The 19,124-nt window shown below is 29.0% G+C and carries 10 protein-coding genes; 8 read left to right on the top strand and 2 right to left on the bottom strand.

Features of this window, described 5'->3' with window-relative positions; translation table 11 throughout:
• The first annotated feature begins 339 nt into the window (after window positions 1–339).
• The 6 genes from B2W91_RS03535 (at window position 340) to B2W91_RS03510 (ending at window position 9,909) form a co-directional block, all read left to right on the top strand.
• The gene (locus B2W91_RS03535) at window positions 340–1,149 is read left to right on the top strand and encodes a DUF368 domain-containing protein (RefSeq protein ID WP_291578899.1); all 810 of its coding nucleotides are present in this window, start codon (window positions 340–342) and stop codon (window positions 1,147–1,149) included.
• Window positions 1,150–1,797: 648 nt separating this feature from the next.
• The gene (locus tag B2W91_RS03530; RefSeq protein ID WP_291578898.1) at window positions 1,798–3,369 is read left to right on the top strand and encodes a sigma 54-interacting transcriptional regulator; all 1,572 of its coding nucleotides are present in this window, start codon (window positions 1,798–1,800) and stop codon (window positions 3,367–3,369) included.
• Between the two features lie 194 nt (window positions 3,370–3,563).
• The gene (gene megL / locus B2W91_RS03525) at window positions 3,564–4,763 is read left to right on the top strand and encodes a methionine gamma-lyase (RefSeq protein ID WP_291578897.1); all 1,200 of its coding nucleotides are present in this window, start codon (window positions 3,564–3,566) and stop codon (window positions 4,761–4,763) included.
• A 423-nt stretch (window positions 4,764–5,186) separates the two neighbouring features.
• Window positions 5,187–5,432 carry a FeoA family protein gene (locus B2W91_RS03520; protein ID WP_291578896.1) on the top strand — a complete coding sequence of 82 codons (246 nt, stop codon included), beginning with the start codon at window positions 5,187–5,189 and terminating at the stop codon, window positions 5,430–5,432.
• Window positions 5,433–5,442: 10 nt separating this feature from the next.
• Window positions 5,443–7,569, top strand: a complete 2,127-nt coding sequence (gene feoB / locus B2W91_RS03515; protein ID WP_291578895.1) for a ferrous iron transport protein B — start codon at window positions 5,443–5,445, stop codon at window positions 7,567–7,569.
• A gap of 645 nt (window positions 7,570–8,214) precedes the next feature.
• Window positions 8,215–9,909, top strand: a complete 1,695-nt coding sequence (locus B2W91_RS03510; RefSeq protein WP_291578894.1) for a phospho-sugar mutase — start codon at window positions 8,215–8,217, stop codon at window positions 9,907–9,909.
• 143 nt (window positions 9,910–10,052) lie between these two features.
• Here B2W91_RS03510 and B2W91_RS03505 read toward each other — a convergent pair whose 3' ends face one another.
• A complete protein-coding gene (locus B2W91_RS03505) occupies window positions 10,053–10,712 on the bottom strand; it encodes a CoA transferase subunit B (RefSeq protein ID WP_291578893.1) in 660 nt (219 codons plus the stop codon).
• A gap of 1 nt (window position 10,713) precedes the next feature.
• Entirely contained in the window at window positions 10,714–11,367 is a 654-nt protein-coding gene (atoD, locus tag B2W91_RS03500) for an acetate CoA-transferase subunit alpha (RefSeq protein ID WP_291578892.1), read from the bottom strand.
• A 439-nt stretch (window positions 11,368–11,806) separates the two neighbouring features.
• Between atoD and addB the strand changes: the two genes are divergently transcribed.
• Together addB and addA are read left to right on the top strand one after the other, a co-directional pair.
• Window positions 11,807–15,250 carry a helicase-exonuclease AddAB subunit AddB gene (gene addB / locus B2W91_RS03495; protein ID WP_349680781.1) on the top strand — a complete coding sequence of 1,148 codons (3,444 nt, stop codon included), beginning with the start codon at window positions 11,807–11,809 and terminating at the stop codon, window positions 15,248–15,250.
• Window positions 15,243–18,965 (top strand): helicase-exonuclease AddAB subunit AddA, encoded by a 3,723-nt coding sequence (gene addA / locus B2W91_RS03490; protein ID WP_291578890.1) that lies wholly within the window; start codon window positions 15,243–15,245, stop codon window positions 18,963–18,965. Before addB ends, addA begins: the two co-directional genes overlap by 8 nt.
• Window positions 18,966–19,124 lie beyond the last annotated feature (159 nt).

The following is a 19,124-nucleotide window of genomic DNA, read 5'->3' as shown; positions in this document are numbered from 1 at the left end:
TTTAACCCCCTATAAATTAACTTTCACCATCATGATAATCTATACATGTTTTTTTATTTGTTTTAAAAAGTGTTTATATTAAGAAAATTTAAAATAATTTTTATGTATAATCTATAAACAATAAACAATAAATAGTAGATAAATAAACAAAAGATTTATTTTAAATTCAAGATAAGAGCTTTATTATAGATTTTAATATATTTTTTTGACAGAAATATTATAAACTTATTAAAATAGCAAATAACTAGTGCTTTTATAAGCAAGCTATTTTATAATATATCTGTTAACATTATAAATACGACTTTAAAGATTAGTCTCAAAAATAAGGAGAGATTTAAGATGGAGAATTTAATAAACTTCTTTAAAGGAATGGTTATAGGTATTGCCAATATCATTCCAGGTGTTAGTGGAGGAACAATGGCTGTAGTATTAAATATATACGATAAGCTTATAGCCTCTATAAGTGGGATTTTAAAGGATTGGAAGAAAAACTTAATATTTTTATTTCCAATAGGTATTGGTGCAGGCACAGGTATTGTACTTTTTAGTAAATTAATTAAGACTTTATTAGAGAATAAACCTATACCTACAAATTTTTTCTTTATAGGGCTTATCATAGGAAGCATTCCTATGATAGGTAAAAAGGCGTTAGAGTCTAAATTCAAAACATCTAGTATAATTCCATTTGCAATAACTCTTGGAATTTTAATAGCTTTGTCTATAATAATGCCACCAGAAGCTAATGTAGCGGTTATTAGAGATTTAACTGTTAATTCATTTATTAAACTATTATTAGCAGGAATAATAGGAGCCTCAGCGATGGTTGTACCAGGGATAAGTGGTTCTTTTATACTACTCTTAATAGGATTATATACAACAGCTATAACTGCAGTAGCAGAATTTAATATTCCTCTTTTAATTCCAATAGGATTAGGAGTAATAATAGGTATAGTATTTACAACTAAGGTTATTGATAAATTATTAAGTAGATTCCCCCAACCTACATATTTTGCAATATTAGGACTTGTAATTGGTTCTGTATTTCCAATTTATCCGGGATTTATTCTTAATATAGATGGAATTATAGCTATAGCAGCTATGATAGGAGGAATTATATTAGCATATTTTTTAGGATCAGATAAAAAATAAAAGTATATATTTAAAACATTAAAAAGCCCTACAAAAATTGTAGGGCTATATTTTTTAGAGAAATCACTTCAACTGCTATAAATTGGGTTGTTGCAATGTAATTGCTAAGTTTATATCATTAAAAATAATGTTATGCTTTCAAACAAATAAAATACTAAACTATTTTGGGTTATACAATCAGCTGTGATTAGGGCGATGCTTGCTACTAAATAAAATATCGATTACTTGCTAAATTTATTGCTACATTTTACTAGTTAATTATAGCAGTTGAAGTTGATAACTAACTAAATTTATATAGTTATTATTTTCTTTATTATAACATTTAAGATAAAGTGAGTAAATAGAGAAAATTTGAACAAATGACTGTTAAATTTTAAATTATTGTAAAATATTTGTTAATAATTATGAATTTCATAAGAAAAATGAATGATTTGACTATTGAGGTTACAAAAATACATGAAAGCTACTAAGGTTTCTATAAAATTGCAATCAAATAAAGTTTTAGATTGGAAATCTATATTATAATATAGGATAATAAACATAGTGTATAATTGGCAATTGACTATAGAAAATTGTTGATACTTCTTTTTAAAAAGAGAAGTATCAAGTTGATTTCTTTGATTTAAAAGTAGCCTGAGGGAGAGAGTTATGAATAGATATATTAGATTTAAAATCATAACAGAAGATAAAATAGGTATAACCCTTCAAATATTAGAAAAACTATATGCTTCTAATATAAATCTTATATCTATTGAGGTATTTCCAAAGAAGATATATATTAAAATTGAAAAAATTAGTGAAAATAAAAAGTTATCTTTAATGGAAGATATAACTTCTATAGATGAAGTTAAGAGTATAAATGAAGTAGAGTTATTAACTTATGAAGCAAATGAAAGAAAACTTTTAGCACTTATAGATTCTGTAGATGATGGTATTATGGCAGTAAATAAAAATTTTCAAATAGAAACATTTAATCGTTATTGTGAAAAAATCTTTCATTACAAAAGAGAAGAGGTTATTGGCAAAGATGTTCGAACCATAATAAAAGAAGATGCACCTATAATAAATCTTATTAAAAGCGGAAAGGACTATACTAATTTAGAATTTAACAGCAAAAACGAAAGGGGAAATAGCCATTATATTGCTACAGGAAGACATATAAAATGTGATAATGGAAATACATTGGGATGGGTGTCATCTATAAGAGATATGAAAAAAGCTATAGAAATGGCAAAAGTAGTATCTTATACAAAGGATGGTGCATTTAATGAGATTGTTGGGAATAGCATTGTTATTGAAAGAACTAAAAAAATCGCACATACAGTAGCAAAGGGTAGTTCCACCATATTAGTTAGAGGAGAAAGCGGTACAGGAAAAGAGCTTTTTGCGAAAGCCATACATAACCTAAGCCCAAGAATGGACAAACCTTTTATAGCAATAAATTGTGCAGCATTACCAGATAGTTTAATTGAAAGTGAACTTTTTGGGTATGAAAAAGGAAGCTTTACTGGTGCTTTAAATAGTGGTAAAGATGGACTTATTAAAGAGGCTAGTGGAGGAACATTGTTTTTAGATGAAATAGGAGAGTTATCAATGGTTCTTCAATCAAAACTTTTAAGAGTATTACAAAATTCTGCAGTAAGAAAAATAGGAAGTAGTAGGGAAGAAAAAGTAGATGTAAGGATAATAGGGGCTACAAATAGAAATTTAGAAGAAATGATCAAGAAGAAGAGTTTTAGAGAGGACTTATATTATAGATTGAATGTAATTCCATTATACATACCACCTTTAAGAGATAGAAGTGAGGATATACCTAGCCTTGTAAACTATTTTATTGAAGAATTGAATCTATCTTTGAATAAAAATATAGTAGGTGTAGATACAGGATTTATAAATAAACTATTAGAGTACCATTGGCCTGGGAATATTAGAGAACTTAAAAATATTGTTGAAAGAGCTATGAATTTATCCTCTTCCAACATTCTAACTATAGATAGTTTGATGTTAGATATAAATCCGCATAATTTTAATAGAGAACCAAGAGAAGATGGGAAATGTCTAACTTTAAAAGAAAGTATAGAAAAAGTAGAAAAGGCATCAATAATTGAAGCATTACAAAAACATAAAAGTATTAGAAAAACTGGAAAAGCATTAGGGGTCACCCATACTACTATTATAAATAAGATAAATAAATATAATATAAAATGGAAAGAAAATTAACCATATGTAAAAATTATTTACCGTTATTGGTTTGAAAAAGTTCCACTTGCTTATTATAAAATAGTTTAATAGTAAGATTATCAGGTAGAATGGCTAGAATATTAACAACTTACAGATTTTTCATCCTGTGGCATAATAATTGCTTTAATATTATTTTGTGAAGATACAATATAAAATATTAAGGGGGCATACATATGAATAAAGGGCAATTAAAGCAAATGGGATTTTCGACAAAAGCTATACATGGTGGGGCTAAAAAAAATGAATATGGTGCATTAGCTACTCCAATATACCAAAGTTCTACTTTTGTTTTTGATTCAGCAGAGCAAGGTGGAAATAGATTTGCTTTAGAGGAAGAAGGATATATATATAGTAGATTAGGTAACCCTACTAATAGTGTTTTAGAAGAAAAGTTAGCAATACTTGAAGGTGGAGAAGCTGCTATGTCAATGAGTTCTGGTATGGGGGCAATTTCTTCAGCATTATGGACAGCTTTAAAAGCAGGAGATCATATAGTAGCAGCAAAGACTCTTTACGGATGTACTTTTGCATATTTAAGCCATGGATTAACTAGATTTGGAGTAGAAATTACTTTTGTTGACACCAAAGATCCACAAAATGTGAAAGATGCTATGAGAGAAAATACTAGAGTAGTTTATTTAGAAAGTCCAGCAAACCCAAACTTAGATTTAACAGATATAGAAGCTATATGTAAAATTGCTCATGAAAATGAAAATTGTTTAGTAATGGTAGATAATACTTTCTGTACACCATATATCCAAAGGCCATTGGAATTAGGTGCTGATGTAGTTATACATTCTGGTACAAAATTTTTAAATGGTCATGGGGATGTAGTATGTGGATTTGTAATAGGTTCAAGTGAATTTATAAAGCAGGTAAGATTATTTGGAGTTAAAGATATGACAGGGTCTAGTATGAGCCCATTTGATGCTTTCTTAGTTATAAGAGGGATGAAAACACTTCCACTTAGAATGGAAAAGCACTGTGATAATGCCATGAAGGTAGCAGAATTCTTGGAAAATCATAAAGCAGTCGAAAAAGTATATTATCCAGGACTTGAAAGTTTTCCACAATATGAATTAGCACAAAAGCAAATGTCATTACCAGGTGCAATAATTGCTTTTGAAATAAAAGGAGGACTAGAAGAAGGTAGAAAAATGATAAACAATACTAAGCTTTGTAGTTTAGCAGTAAGCCTTGGAGATGCAGAAACTCTAATTCAACATCCTGCATCAATGACTCACTCACCATATGCTCCTGAAGAAAGACTAGAAGCTGGAATTAAAGATAACTTAGTTCGTTTAGCTGTAGGACTTGAAGACGTTGAAGATATAATTTTAGATTTAGATAGAGCTTTAAAAACTATATTATAGTTAAGATTTAAAATGGTAAACCCTAAAGTAATCATGGTCAAAGTATTAAATGATTATTTTAGGGTTATTATTTTTATAGACAAAGTCTATTTAATGCACAATGCACAATTAAGGTTGAAATTATTTTTTAGCAAAATAATTTCTTTAAAGGGATTTTTTTGCCTAGCAATTTTATTGCTAGTTATTCTGTGGCGAACATTGTTCGCCGCTACAGTTAATCAATTCAAAGTTTCTCAGCCACTGCTGAGAAATATCCATAATTGTGCATTGTACATTATGAATTCAATAGCTTAACTATGATACCAAAAAATATTGATTATTTTCATATATATCAAATTTAGAGCCGGTATATGTATATAGCTGTAGCCATATACATTATTTTACATATTATAAAATAGGGACTAATTTTAAAGGAGGCAAAAAGTGGAAAAACATTTAAAGAAATTAAGTGAAGTTAATGTTGGAACTGTAGTAGTAATTTCAGAAATTCTATCAAAAGGCCTGTCGAAACAAAGATTATTAGACTTAGGTTTTGTTCCTAATACAGAATTGTATGTATTAAGAGAAGCACCTTTAGGTGAGCCAACTGCTTATTTTATAAGAGATACTTGTATAGCTTTAAGAAAAGAAGAGGCAGATAATATATTAGTATGTGAAGAAAAACTTTAGGAGGTATACTATGGGGTTAACTTTTGATTCTACTAAAAAGAAAAATTTAGAGGACATTCAAATAGTTAATAAGAAAAAGGATAACCAAAGAGTTATTGCATTAGCAGGCAATCCCAACACAGGAAAAAGTACAGTTTTTAACGCTCTAACAGGACTTCGACAACATACAGGTAATTGGCCTGGAAAAACAGTAGTTAATTTTCAAGGTAACTTTAATTATAAGGAGAAAGAATTTATTTTAGTAGACTTACCAGGAACTTATTCTCTTTTAGCTAGTTCAACAGAAGAGGAAGTAGCTAGAGATTATATTTGCTTTGGAAATGCAGATTTGACTGTAGTAGTTTTGGATGCTACTTGTATTGAGAGAAATTTAAACTTGTTGCTTCAAATATTAGAAATTACTCCTAAAGTTTTAGTTTGTCTAAACCTTATGGATGAAGCAAAAAAGAAGAATATAAAAATAGACATAGACGAATTAAGCAAGAAACTAAAAGTACCTATAATACCTACCTCTGCAAGAAGTGGAATAGGAATAGAAGATTTAAAAGAAGCTATATATGAAAATGCACTAAAAGAAAAATGGGAAGAAACTTTAAAAATAAATTATAGTGAAAGCATTAATGATGAAATAAATAAAGTATCTTCATTACTTGAAAACAAATATAGTGGAATAAATTATAGATGGACTGCACTTAGATTGTTAGATGGAGATGAGAGTATAAAACAATCTATAAGAAAATATATAAGTGAAGATTTTATTGAAGACGATAGTGAAATTGAAGAGGAAATCAAAAATTTTAGAGAAAAACAAAATAATAAGGTAAGGGATATAATTGTATCTGATATATATAAGCAATGTGAAGATATAGTAAAAAGTACTATTAATAAAAGTAAAAATAAGATATTACAACAGCAGAAGATAGATAATATATTGACTTCTAAGGCAACAGGCATTCCTATAATGCTTTTGATGCTAACCTTAATTTTATGGATAACTATTGAAGGTGCTAATGTACCTTCGGAGTTTTTAGCTAAGGTATTATTTTCTTTTGAAGATAAGATTATGGATTTACTTATTACAATAAAATTGCCTATATGGTTTTGTAACATTGTAGTTTTAGGAGTATATAAAACCTTAGCGTGGGTAGTTTCAGTTATGCTTCCACCTATGGCTATATTTTTCCCCCTATTCACTATATTAGAGGATAGCGGATACTTACCTAGAGTTTGCTTTAATCTAGATAAAGCATTTAAAAAAGCTTGTTGTCATGGAAAGCAAGTCTTAACTATGTGTATGGGTTTTGGCTGTAATGCAGCAGGGGTCATTGCTTGCAGAATTATTGATTCACCTAGAGAGAGGTTAATAGCGATATTAACTAATAATTTCGTTCCTTGTAATGGAAGATTTCCTACTTTAATAGCTCTCTCTATAATTTTTGTAGGAGGCACATTTGCCTCTGATAGAGTTAATTCTATAGTAGCAGCATTGATGGTTGTAGCTTTAGTAGTTCTAGGAGTAGTAATTACGTTAATAAGTTCTTTTATTTTATCTAAAACTATATTAAAAGGAATGCCTTCTTCCTTTACCTTAGAACTTCCACCATATAGAAAACCTCAAATAGGCAGGGTTATATATACTTCAATAATTGATAGAACTATATTTGTATTATGTAGAGCAATGCTAGTAGCAGCTCCAGCAGGGCTTATAACCTATATATTAAGCAATGTAATGATAGGTGATATGAGCATAGTAGCACATATTGCTAACTTCCTGCAACCTTTTGGAAAACTAATAGGTCTTGATGGATATATATTAATGGCTTTTTTATTAGGATTTCCTGCAAATGAAATAGTACTTCCTATACTTTTAATGGGATATCTATCAAATGGTGTTATGATTGAACATGACAGTATAGAGCAACTTAAGAATATACTAGTTAACAACGGTTGGACATATTTAACATTATTAAATACCATGTTATTTTCACTATTACATTTTCCTTGTGGTACAACTATTTGGACTATTAAAAAAGAGACTGGTAGTAATAAATGGACACTAGTATCATTTTTGATGCCTACTGCCATTGCAATAATGGTTTGCTTTATAACAACTACTATAAGTAAAATAATTTTTTAAAGTAATAAATTATGGAATATAGAATTTTTACAATTGATAATTGACGATTGTTGTGACTTCTCCTTTAAAGGAGAAGTTTTCAATTTATTTTAAATGTTAATAGTTAAAAAGTGCGGCAGTCATTCACAATTTTACTTTTTACTTTAAGTGATCTTATTAATTTTTAATGCATACTAGGATATAATATATAGATAAACTACTTTAAATTTTAATATATGTCTTAATATAGTTGAGAATTTTATGTGTTAATTTATGACCTTAAAAATTGACAATTGACAATGGAGAATTGACAATTATTGTTGAAATTAGTTTTATCAAACTAATTTCTTTAATTGATTTTTTTACCACCCCTGGGGAACAGCGCGAAGCCCTTTAGGGTTACCTTGGGGTGCAGTATAGTTCGGAANNCTACATTTGCTAGTGTTTTATTGTAGATGAGAACAGTGTTCGCCAGTTTTTTTAGTGCGTCTTGTGGTTTAATATTTATTCAATAATATATGGCGAACACTGTTCGCCGCTACAGTTAATCAATTTTAAATTTCTCAGTTACCACTGAGAAATATCCATTATTGTCCATTGTCAATTGTCAATTGTCAATTATCAATTATCAATTATATAAATCTTAGGAAAGAAGGGTTTAGAAGTATGAAGTATAGAGAAATATATAAATCATGGATAGAAAGTGATTACTTTGATGAAGCTACAAAGAAAGAACTTATAGATATAGAAAGTAATGAAGGTGAAATAGAGGATAGATTTTATAAAGATTTAGAATTTGGAACTGCTGGGTTAAGAGGTAAGATTGGAGCAGGGACAAATAGGATGAATAGGTATATAATTGCTAGAGCCTCACAAGGACTTGCAGATTATATAAATGAGGTAGAGAATAAGTCAGCGGATAAATCAGTAGCAATAGCTTATGATTGTAGACATTTTTCTGAAGAATTTGCAAGAACTGCTGCTAGTGTTTTAGCAGCTAATAATATAAAAGCTTATATTTTCGACTCTTTAAGACCTACACCGGAGCTATCTTTTGCAGTAAGAGTTCTAGGATGTACTGCAGGAATTGTGGTAACAGCCAGCCATAATCCAAAAGAATATAATGGATTTAAAGTTTATTGGAAAGATGGAGCACAAATATTATCTGATATAGCAGATGGAATACTAAATAAAATTAATCAAATAAATGATTTTAAAGCTATCCCTAGTATGGAAATTCAAAGTGGAACTGAAGAAGGACTTATTGTATTTTTAGAAAGGGATATAGATGATTTATATCTCCAAAAAGTAAAATCATTATCTTTAAGTGAAGATATTGATAAAGATATAAATGTAGTTTATACACCTCTAAATGGTACAGGAATGGTGTTTGTACCTAGAGTATTAAATGAAAGAGGATTTACCAATATTCATATTGTAAAAGAGCAGAAGGACCCGGATCCAGATTTTACTACTGTAGGATACCCTAATCCAGAAGATGTGAATGCCTTTAAACTTTCTATTGATCTTGGTAAAAAAGTTAATGCAGATTTATTGATGGCAACAGATCCTGATTGTGATAGGATAGCTATAATGGTTAAAGATAAAAACAATGAATATGTAGCTTTCAATGGAAATCAAAGTGGTGCTATATTAGTTAAATATGTTCTTGAGGGAATGAATAATAAAAATATACTTCCACCTAATGGAGTTATAGTTAAATCTATTGTTACAGGAGATTTAGGTAAAACTATAGCTAAAAGTTATGGTGTTCATACTGATGAAGCACTTACAGGCTTTAAAAATATTTGTGGAAAAATCAATGAATATGAAGTAGAAGGAAGTTATCAATATATTTTAGGATATGAAGAAAGTATAGGATACAATGTAGGTACATTTGTAAGAGATAAAGATGGAGTAACTGCATCTATGCTTCTTTGTGAAGCTGCTGCGTACTATAAAAAAAGAGGAAAAACACTAATTGATGTATTAAATGAAATCTACGAAGAGTTTGGATACTATAGAGAAAAGCAAATTTCTCTTGTTCTTGAAGGGATAAGTGGACAACAGAGAATAAAAAGAATGATGGAAGAGTATAGAAGGGAATATCCTCATAGTATAGAAAATTTAAAGTTAATTGAGGCAATAGATTATACAAATCCAGAAGAAACTAATATGCCATATTCAGATGTATTAAAATTTAAGTTTAATGATGAGTCATGGTATGCAGTAAGACCTTCAGGTACAGAACCTAAAATAAAAATATATATTTATACTAAAGGAAACGATTTAAAAGAGGCAGAAGATAAAATTAATATGATAAGTGAAGTTGTTTTAGGTAAAATAAATTCTATAGAATAGATTTTACCTATTAAGAAAAGCGTGATAAAAATCACGCTTTTTCTAATCATGTCTGGGATTAGCTGAAACCACTTCTATTGCCCTAAGCACGGAAGTAGTTATTTAAGAACTCCCGTGACATCTTAGTGAATATCTAGAAGGAATTAAAGTTCCATCTTTTTAACATTGTCTGGTATTATTAAATCAGCTAATGTTGCATTTTTTACATCTTCGATTGTAGCTTCAGGTCCTAATTCTCTTAATACAAGACCTTCTTTAGTAACTTCCATAACAGCCATTTCAGTAATGATTAAGTTAACTTGATTAGCAGCAGTTAATGGTAGTGTACATTTTTTAAGAATTTTAGGATTTCCTTTTGCAGTATGTTCCATAGCAACTATAACCTTTTTAGCTCCAACTACAAGGTCCATAGCTCCACCCATTCCAGGAACTTTTTTTCCTGGTATCATCCAGTTAGCAAGGTTTCCTTCTTGGTCAACCTCTAATGCACCTAGTACAGTTGCATCAACATGTCCGCCTCTTATTATTCCAAAAGATATTGAACTGTCAAAAAATGCAGCGCCAGGTAAAACGGTTACAAATTGACCGCCAGCATTAACTAAGTCTTTGTCTTCTTTTCCTTCAGCAGGAGCAGGTCCTATTCCTACGAATCCGTTTTCAGATTGTAATGTTACATCTACTCCTTCTGGTATATAGTTAGCAACAAGAGTTGGAAGACCTATACCTAAGTTTACAACGTCTCCATCTTTTAATTCTTTAGCAACTCTTTTTGCGATTACTTCTCTTATCATATTTTTATCCATATTATTTGTCCTCCTTTACGATGTAGTCAACAAATATTGATGGTGTCATCACTATGTTTGCATCTAATTCGCCAGCTTTTACTAATTCTTCAGCTTCAACGATTACAACGTCAGCAGCTGCAGCCATTAATGGGTTAAAGTTTCTTGTAGATTCGTGATAGTATACGTTTCCTTTTTCATCAACTTTAGAACCAAATATTAACGCTACATCAGCTTTTAACGGAGTTTCAAGAAGATATTCAGCACCGTTAACAGTTATTTTTTCTTTTCCTTCTTCAACAATTGTTCCAAGACCAGTTGGAGTTAAGAATCCACCAAGTCCAGCACCGCCACATCTAACTCTTTCAGCTAGTGTACCTTGAGGAACAAGTTCAACTTCCATTTCTTTTTCATTCATTTGTCTTCCAGTCTCAGGATTTGTTCCAATGTGAGAAGCAATTGTTCTCTTAACTTGCTTATTAACTATTAGCTTACCAATTCCTCTATCAGGGAATCCAGTATCATTAGCTATAATAGTTAAATCTTTAATACCTTTTTCTACTAGCGCATCAACAAGTTTTTCAGGAGTTCCAACGGCTAAGAAACCACCAATCATTAATGTCATTCCATCTTGAATATGTGCTAGAGCTTCTTCTACAGTAACAATTTTTTTCATATTTCTACCTCCATCGAATTAAACTTTCTTTAAAAATTCATCAAATAAAAAATTTGTAGAATATCAGAACTATATAAACATTCTATATAGATTCAATAAATCCTCTTTTTATCTGAAATTTTATAAAAATTTTAATTATATTTATTTTATTTAAGGATTTTATTGTAAAACTTAAGAAATTTGTAGAATCATTTTTTTATCTTAATGAAAAAGTTTTTAAATTTAAGGTAAAATATATAGTAAATACATTTGAAAATTTAGAGTGTAAGTTAATACAAATTTAATAGACATATTTAAATTTATAATGCAGTTGAAAGTTTATAATTTGAGAAATAATGATATAATTGCTTAAAATTAACTGTGAATTTTAGATGGCATAATGATTGTTCCCTTTTCATAATAAATTTATGAAACTAATTACAACTTTATTACAGAGGATGTGAAAATATTGAGTTTAAGATTTATATTTGGAGGAGCTGGTAGTGGAAAAAGCTATCGTTGTATTGAGGAAATAAAAAGAAAAAAAGAGAATGAAGTAGAACATCCATTAATTTTATTAGTACCAGAGCAGATTTCTTTTAGAGCAGAAAAATGGTTAATAGAGAAAATAGGGGCTACGGGAATAAACAATGTATATGTACTTAGCTTTAAGAGAATGGCATATACCATTTTTAATGAGGTAGGTGGAATCACTCATTCTCATATGAGTCCAACAGGTAAGGCAATGATTATAGATAGAATAATGAAGGAAGTGCATGAAGATTTAAAAATATTTTCTTTAGCTTCAAGGCAAAAAGGTTTTGTAGAAACTATTTCTGAAATGATAAATGAGCTTAAAAGATACAATATTTCTATAGAGACCTTAAATATATTAAAAGAAGATGTAAGTCATAGTTCGTTACTTACAGATAAACTTTCAGATATATCATTAATTTATAGCAAGTATGAAGAAATATTGAAAAGAGGATATTTTGATCCAGAAGATGACTTAACTATTCTTTACGAGAAAATAGATGAAAGTAAATTATTTAAAGGAGCAGAGGTATGGATAGATGAGTTTTCAGGCTTTACTCCACAACAATATAAAATTATTGAAAGACTTCTTAAAAATTGCAGAAAGGTTAATATAACTCTTCCTTATGAAGGAAGCGATGCTAAAGGTATAAGGGAAGGAGAAATAGATAATACAAATGCTTTTTATACTGTGTATTATACAGAAAAAACTATACTGAAAATAGCAGGAGAAAATAATGTTGGCTATGATAAACCATTAATTTTAAAAGGAAATCCACGAAATGAATATAACTATAGATTTATAAATTCAGAGGAACTAGGGTATTTAGAGAAAAATTATTTTGGGGCAAACTTCAAGCCTTATGAAGGTGATACAAAGGATATAAAGATTTTTAAAACTTTAAATACATATTCAGAAGTTGAGCATGTGGCTAGAGAAATATTAACACTTTGTAGGGAAAAAAATTATAGATTTAATGACATAGCTGTAGTTGCTAGAGATTTAAATTCATATGAAGAAATAGTGAAAGTTATTTTTGATGAATATGAAATTCCACATTTTTTAGATAGAAAAAAAGATATAGAAAATAATCCTATTATTATATTAATAAAATCTTCGCTTGAGATATTTACAAAGAATTTTAGTTATGAATCAGTATTTAGATATTTAAAAAGTGGACTTTTAGATTTAACCTATGATGAAGTTGATATTTTAGAAAACTATGTATTAGCTTACGGAATAAAAGGTAAGAAGAGATATGTAAATGACGATTATTGGAATGATGAGACAGTAAAAGAGATTAAAAATAAATTTATAAGCCCACTTATTAACTTTAGAGATAAAATTACTAATAGAAGCTATGTTAAAGATATTTGTAAAGCAATTTTTGAATTTCTAGAGGAAATTGAAATTTATGAAAAGCTTACTATATGGATTGAGAATTTTAAAGAAGATAAGAATTTAATAGCAGTAAATGAGTATAGTTCAATATGGAACTTGCTAATTGAACTTTTAGATCAATTTGTAGAAGTTTTAGGTGAAGAAATATTACCACTAGACGAGTTTATAGATATTTTTTCCATTGGAATATCAACTCATGAGATAGGATTAATTCCTCCAGCACTGGATCAGGTCATAGTAGGTAATATAGACCGTATAAGAACTCATGAAATAAAAGCACTTTATGTTATAGGAGTTAATGACGGAGTATTTCCTAAAATTATAAATGAAGAAGGCATTTTTAGCGATATGGATAGGGCTGTTTTTGAAGGTAATGGTATTAAACTTGCCAATGACACTAAAGCACTAGCCTTTGCAGAACAGTATTTAATATATGCAACCTTGGCTGTCCCTAGTGAAAAGCTATGCCTTAGTTATCCTATTGCAAATTTTGAAGGTAAGACCCTAAGACCTTCTATAATTATTCCTAGAATTAAATCTATATTTAAAAATATTAAAGAAGAAAGTAATATATCAGAACTATGGGAACAGCATAATAGCATAGAAAAAGTGGCAGCAAAACTTCCTTCTTTTAATGAACTTATTATGGAAATAAGAAAATTTATTGACAGTAATGAAATTTCTCCATTATGGGAGGAAATATATAGATGGTTTATGGAAGAAGAAGAGTTTAGAGAAAAAAGTAAAACTATTTTTGAAGGTTTTTCTTATACAAATATTATTAATGCTATTAATAGTGAAAAAATAAGAAAACTTTATGGTGGAAACAATTATTTTAGTGTTTCTAAAATTGAAAAATATGCTCAGTGTCCCTTTGCTTATTTTATTCAATATGGCTTAAAGGCAAAAGAGAGAAAAGTATATAACTTTTCAGCGCCAGACTTAGGAACTTTTATGCATAATGTACTAGATACTTTTTCAAAGAAAATTGAAAAAGATAATCTTAAATGGAAAGATTTAAATAAGGAATATTGTGAAAAAAACATAGAGTATATTGTGGAACTTATAGTTAGTGAAGATAAGAGCTTTGTTTTAAATAGTTCTGCTAGATATAAATATATAACTGAAAGATTAAAAAGGGTTTTAATTAGAGCTGTGTTAGTAATTGTTGAGCAACTTAGAGTAAGTGGATTTGAACCACATGGCTATGAAATTTCTTTTGGTCTTAAAGATACAGATTATCCGCCTATAGTACTTAAACTTTCAAGTGGAGAGACTGTAAGACTTATGGGAAGGATAGATAGAATTGATAAATTTGTAAGTAATAATGAGATTTATTACAGAATTATAGATTATAAGTCTGGTAATAAAGAATTCAAACTTAGTGATGTTTATTATGGACTTCAAGTGCAGTTATTAACCTATCTTGATGCAATTTTGAGTAATGAGGAGAAAAATAATACATTTTCAAAACCAGCAGGAGTGTTGTACTTTAAGATAGATGATCCTATTATTGCTATTAAAAAAGGAGCAAGTGATGAGGAAATAGAGGAAGAACTTCTAAAAGAATTAAAAATGAAAGGCCTTCTAATTAAAGACATAGAGATTTTAAGACAAATGGATAACACTATGGATAATGGAAATAACTCTTCTGTAATACCAGCAGGAATCAAAAAAGATGGGGAGCTTACCTCTGCATCTTCTGTTATATCTTATGAAGGGTTCAATGCACTTAGAAATCATGTAAAACAGGAATTAGCTAAAAATTGTGAAGAAATGCTCAGTGGAGAAATTGGTATAAAGCCTTATAAAAGAGGAGGAGAAAATCCATGTGATTTTTGTGAACTTTCTCCTATATGTCAATTTGATTTGTCTTTTGAAGAAAATAAATTTAGATTAATAAAGGAAAAGAAAGATAAAGAAATATTAGAAATACTAGAAAAGAAAGGAGATAGTAGTAATGAGTAGTAAAGAAGAAACAAAAGTAAGTTGGACTAGAGAGCAGTTAGCTGCAATTAATACAAGAGGAGCAAATTTATTAGTTGCAGCAGCTGCCGGTTCAGGAAAAACAGCAGTTTTAGTTGAAAGAATTATAAAGATGATAACAGATAGGGATAATCCTGTTGATATAGATAGGCTTTTAGTTGTTACTTTTACAAATGCTGCTGCCTCTGAGATGAGGGAGCGAATAGGAGAAGCAATTTCAAAAGAAATTCATAAAAATCCTAATTCTAAGAGCCTACAAAGACAGCTAACTCTTTTAAATAAGGCAAGTATTACTACTATACACTCTTTTTGTCTTGAAGTAATAAAAACAAATTTTCATATGATAGATTTAGATCCATCCTTTAGAGTTGCAGATGAGACAGAGGCAATTCTTTTAAAGCAAGAAGCTTTAGATGAAGTATTTGAAGAGATGTATGATATAGATGATAAGCTATTTTTGAAGCTAGTGGAATGCTATTGTAACAATAAAAATGATAGTCAGCTTTTTGATATGGTACTAAATCTTTATAACTTTGCTATGAGTAGTCCTAGTCCAATAGAGTGGCTTAAAGAAAAAGCTGATGTATTTAATGTAAGTGATAGCTTTTCTTTTCAAGATTCAAAGCTAGGGCAATCGCTACTTAAAGATGTGAGGATAGAATTAGAGAGCATTGTAAGCTCTATGAATATTGCTAGGGAAATAGTTAATAATACTCCTTCATTGTTAAGTTATCAGGAAAATATAAATCCAGAGTATGAAATGATTAAAGGATTATATGAAAGCTCAAATTCCTTTGAAGATTTAAAGCATAGCTTTGAAAATGTATCCTTTGGTAAGCTTACTACAATAAGAGGATGTAAAGATAAAATAGAGCAGGAAGAAGTTAAAAAAATAAGAGATAATGCTAAGAAAAAAATAGGTGAGCTTTCAAATATCATAATTCAAGCTTCTTCAAAGAAGAGTATAGAGGATTTAAAATATTTATATCCTCTTATGGATAAACTTTCAGAGCTTGTGGTTAAAATGAAAGAAGTCTATGATAAAAAGAAAAAAGAAAGAGCATTAATAGATTTTAATGATTTTGAACATTTTGCTTTAGATATATTAACAGAAAAGAATGATGAAGGGAAAATAATTCCTTCTAAAGTTGCAGAAGAGTTAAGAGAAAAGTATGAAGAAATCTTAATAGATGAATATCAAGATTCTAACTATGTTCAAGAGTATATTTTAACTATGATTTCCAGAAATCCTCTAGGAGAAAATAATATATTTATGGTAGGGGATGTTAAGCAGAGTATCTATAGGTTTAGAATGGCTAAGCCGGAGCTATTTCTTCATAAAAAAAATACTTATAGTGAAGAAGAAGACGCAGATGAAATAATAATAAAGCTATACAAAAATTTTAGAAGTAGGGAAGAAGTTATAAATGCTACTAATTTTATATTTAAACATATAATGTCAAGTAATGTAGGAGAGCTTGAATATACAGAGGAAGAGGCTCTAAATTTAGGAGCAGATTATAAGCCTTTAGAAGATGAAGGTACAGTAGGTGGACCTATAGAAGTAATGCTTTTTGAAAAAAATAAAGATATTGAAGAAATTGAAGAAGAGGACAGCGAGCCATTAACGAATATTCAAATAGAAGCTAGAGCGGTAGGAAACAGAATTAAGGAGCTTACTAATATAGAAAGTGGTTTCAAAGTTTTTGATAAAAATACCAAAAGCTATAGAAATGTAGAATATAAAGATATAGTAATATTACTTCGTGCTACCTCTGAGTACGCACCAGTATTTAATGAGGAACTTAAAAATTTGGGTATTCCTGTATATGCAGATACTTCAGAAGGATATTTCAATACATTAGAAATTCAAATTATGATAAGTCTTCTTCAAATTATAGATAATCCAAGACAAGACATTCCATTATTGGCAGTACTTCGTTCTCCAATAGGTGGATTTTCAGCAGAAAATCTAGTAGATATAAGAATAAATGGTCCTGAAACTACAGTTTATGAGGCTATGAATAGTTATATAAATGAGGAAGAAGATTTAGAGCTTAAGAAAAAAGTTGAAAAGTTTTTAGAAAAGCTAGTTCATTGGAGAAATAAATCTTTAATAACTCCTATTGATGAATTTATCTGGTATTTATATATGGATACAGGATATTATGGGTATGTAGGCGCCATGCCAGCAGGAGTTCAAAGACAGGCGAATTTAAGGATTTTATTTCAAAGGGCAAGACAATATGAAAATACAAGCTACAAAGGATTATTTAATTTTGTTAATTTCATTAATAAGTTAAAAGTAAGTAGTGGCGATTTAGGAACTGCTAAAATCATAGGAGAAAATGAAAATGTAGTTAGAATTATGAGTATTCACAAAAGTAAGGGATTGGAATTTCCTATTGTATTTTTAAGTGCTATGGGTAAAAATTTTAATCGTATGGATAGTAGGAAAAAGGTATTATTTCATCATGATTTAGGCTTTGGACCTGAACTAGTTGATGTAGAAAAAAGAATCTCTTATTCTCCTACTGTAAAGGAAATATTAAAAAGTAAAATCAATATAGAAAGTCTTTCTGAGGAGATGAGAGTTTTATATGTTGCATTTACAAGGGCTAAAGAAAAATTGATATTAACGGGTACTTGTAGAGATTTTGATAAGTCTATAGAAAATTGGACTTCGGTGGCAAGAAATAGTGAAGATAAAATTTTAGAAGGATATTTATTAAAAGGAAATAGCTATTTAGATTGGGTTATGCCTTGTATTATAAAGCATAAAGATGGTGAACCATTAAGAAATTACTTAAAAATCAATGAGGAATCGGTAAGATTAGTACAAGATAACTCTAATTGGAATATAAAACTTATGAATTATAAGGATTTAAATGTAGAAGAGAGCATAGCTAAGCTAGAAGCTATAGATATTAAAGAAAAGCTAAATGAAATAGAATTAAAAGAAATTGATATTCATTACAGACAGGAAATGGAAAAAAGACTTAATTTTAAATATAAATATGAAGCTTCTACAAAGATACCTACTGTACTCACTGTATCAGAATTAAAGCGTACGTATAATCAAAGCTTAAATGATGAATTTGTTAATACAAATTATATACCTGCTATTGTTAGAAAGCCTATATTTCTAGAGGAGAAAAGAGGATTAACTCCTTCAGAAAAAGGAATTGCAATGCATAGTGTGATGCAAAGGTTAGATATTAATAGCATTAGTTCGAAGGAAGACATAATATCTCAAATTGAAAATATGGTTATAAAAGAACTAATTACAGAAGAGCAAGCTAAGTCTATTAGAGTAGAAAAGATATTGAAATTTTTTAATACGGGCTTAGGGGAAAGAATTTTAGCAGCACATAACAAAACTAAAGTTTATAGAGAAACTCCTTTTAGTATTGAAATAAGTAGTACAGAAATAGATGAGAGCTTAGATAAAAAAATTTACGAAAAAGAAAATATAATAGTTCAAGGCATAATAGATGGATACTTTGAAGAAGATGGAGAAATAGTGTTATTTGATTACAAAACAGATTATCTACCTAATGGTGATACTGCTTCAATAGTAGAAAAATATAGAGTTCAAATTGATTATTATACTAGGGCATTAGAAAAGATATTAGGAAAAAAAGTTAAAGAAAGATATCTATATTTATTTTCTATTGATAGTGAAGTAATACTATAATTTTATTTAGAAAAAATCTATTTGTTGTAAAGTGAAATTGAATTAATAAAAAATATAGTTAATTTTTCTAAATACAATAAACCGAAATTTTGCATTAGCTTTTCTTTTAATGGTAAAATTGTAAAAACTAATAATGAATGGAAATTATTATGAAATATG

The organism is Clostridium sp. UBA6640 (genome assembly GCF_002455975.1).
Classification (GTDB): Bacteria; Bacillota; Clostridia; order Clostridiales; family Clostridiaceae; genus Clostridium_J.
The sequence above is the reverse complement of the archived record's forward strand: the minus strand, read 5'-3'. Positions and strand labels throughout refer to the sequence as shown.

Coding starts and splice junctions, on each gene's coding strand:
- atoD (WP_291578892.1), bottom strand. CDS start 11,367: ATGAAAAAAATTGTTACTGTAGAAGAAGCTCTAGCACATATTCAAGAT.
- B2W91_RS03505 (WP_291578893.1), bottom strand. CDS start 10,712: ATGGATAAAAATATGATAAGAGAAGTAATCGCAAAAAGAGTTGCTAAA.
- megL (WP_291578897.1), top strand. CDS start 3,564: ATGAATAAAGGGCAATTAAAGCAAATGGGATTTTCGACAAAAGCTATA.
- B2W91_RS03510 (WP_291578894.1), top strand. CDS start 8,215: ATGAAGTATAGAGAAATATATAAATCATGGATAGAAAGTGATTACTTT.
- feoB (WP_291578895.1), top strand. CDS start 5,443: ATGGGGTTAACTTTTGATTCTACTAAAAAGAAAAATTTAGAGGACATT.
- B2W91_RS03535 (WP_291578899.1), top strand. CDS start 340: ATGGAGAATTTAATAAACTTCTTTAAAGGAATGGTTATAGGTATTGCC.
- B2W91_RS03530 (WP_291578898.1), top strand. CDS start 1,798: ATGAATAGATATATTAGATTTAAAATCATAACAGAAGATAAAATAGGT.
- addA (WP_291578890.1), top strand. CDS start 15,243: ATGAGTAGTAAAGAAGAAACAAAAGTAAGTTGGACTAGAGAGCAGTTA.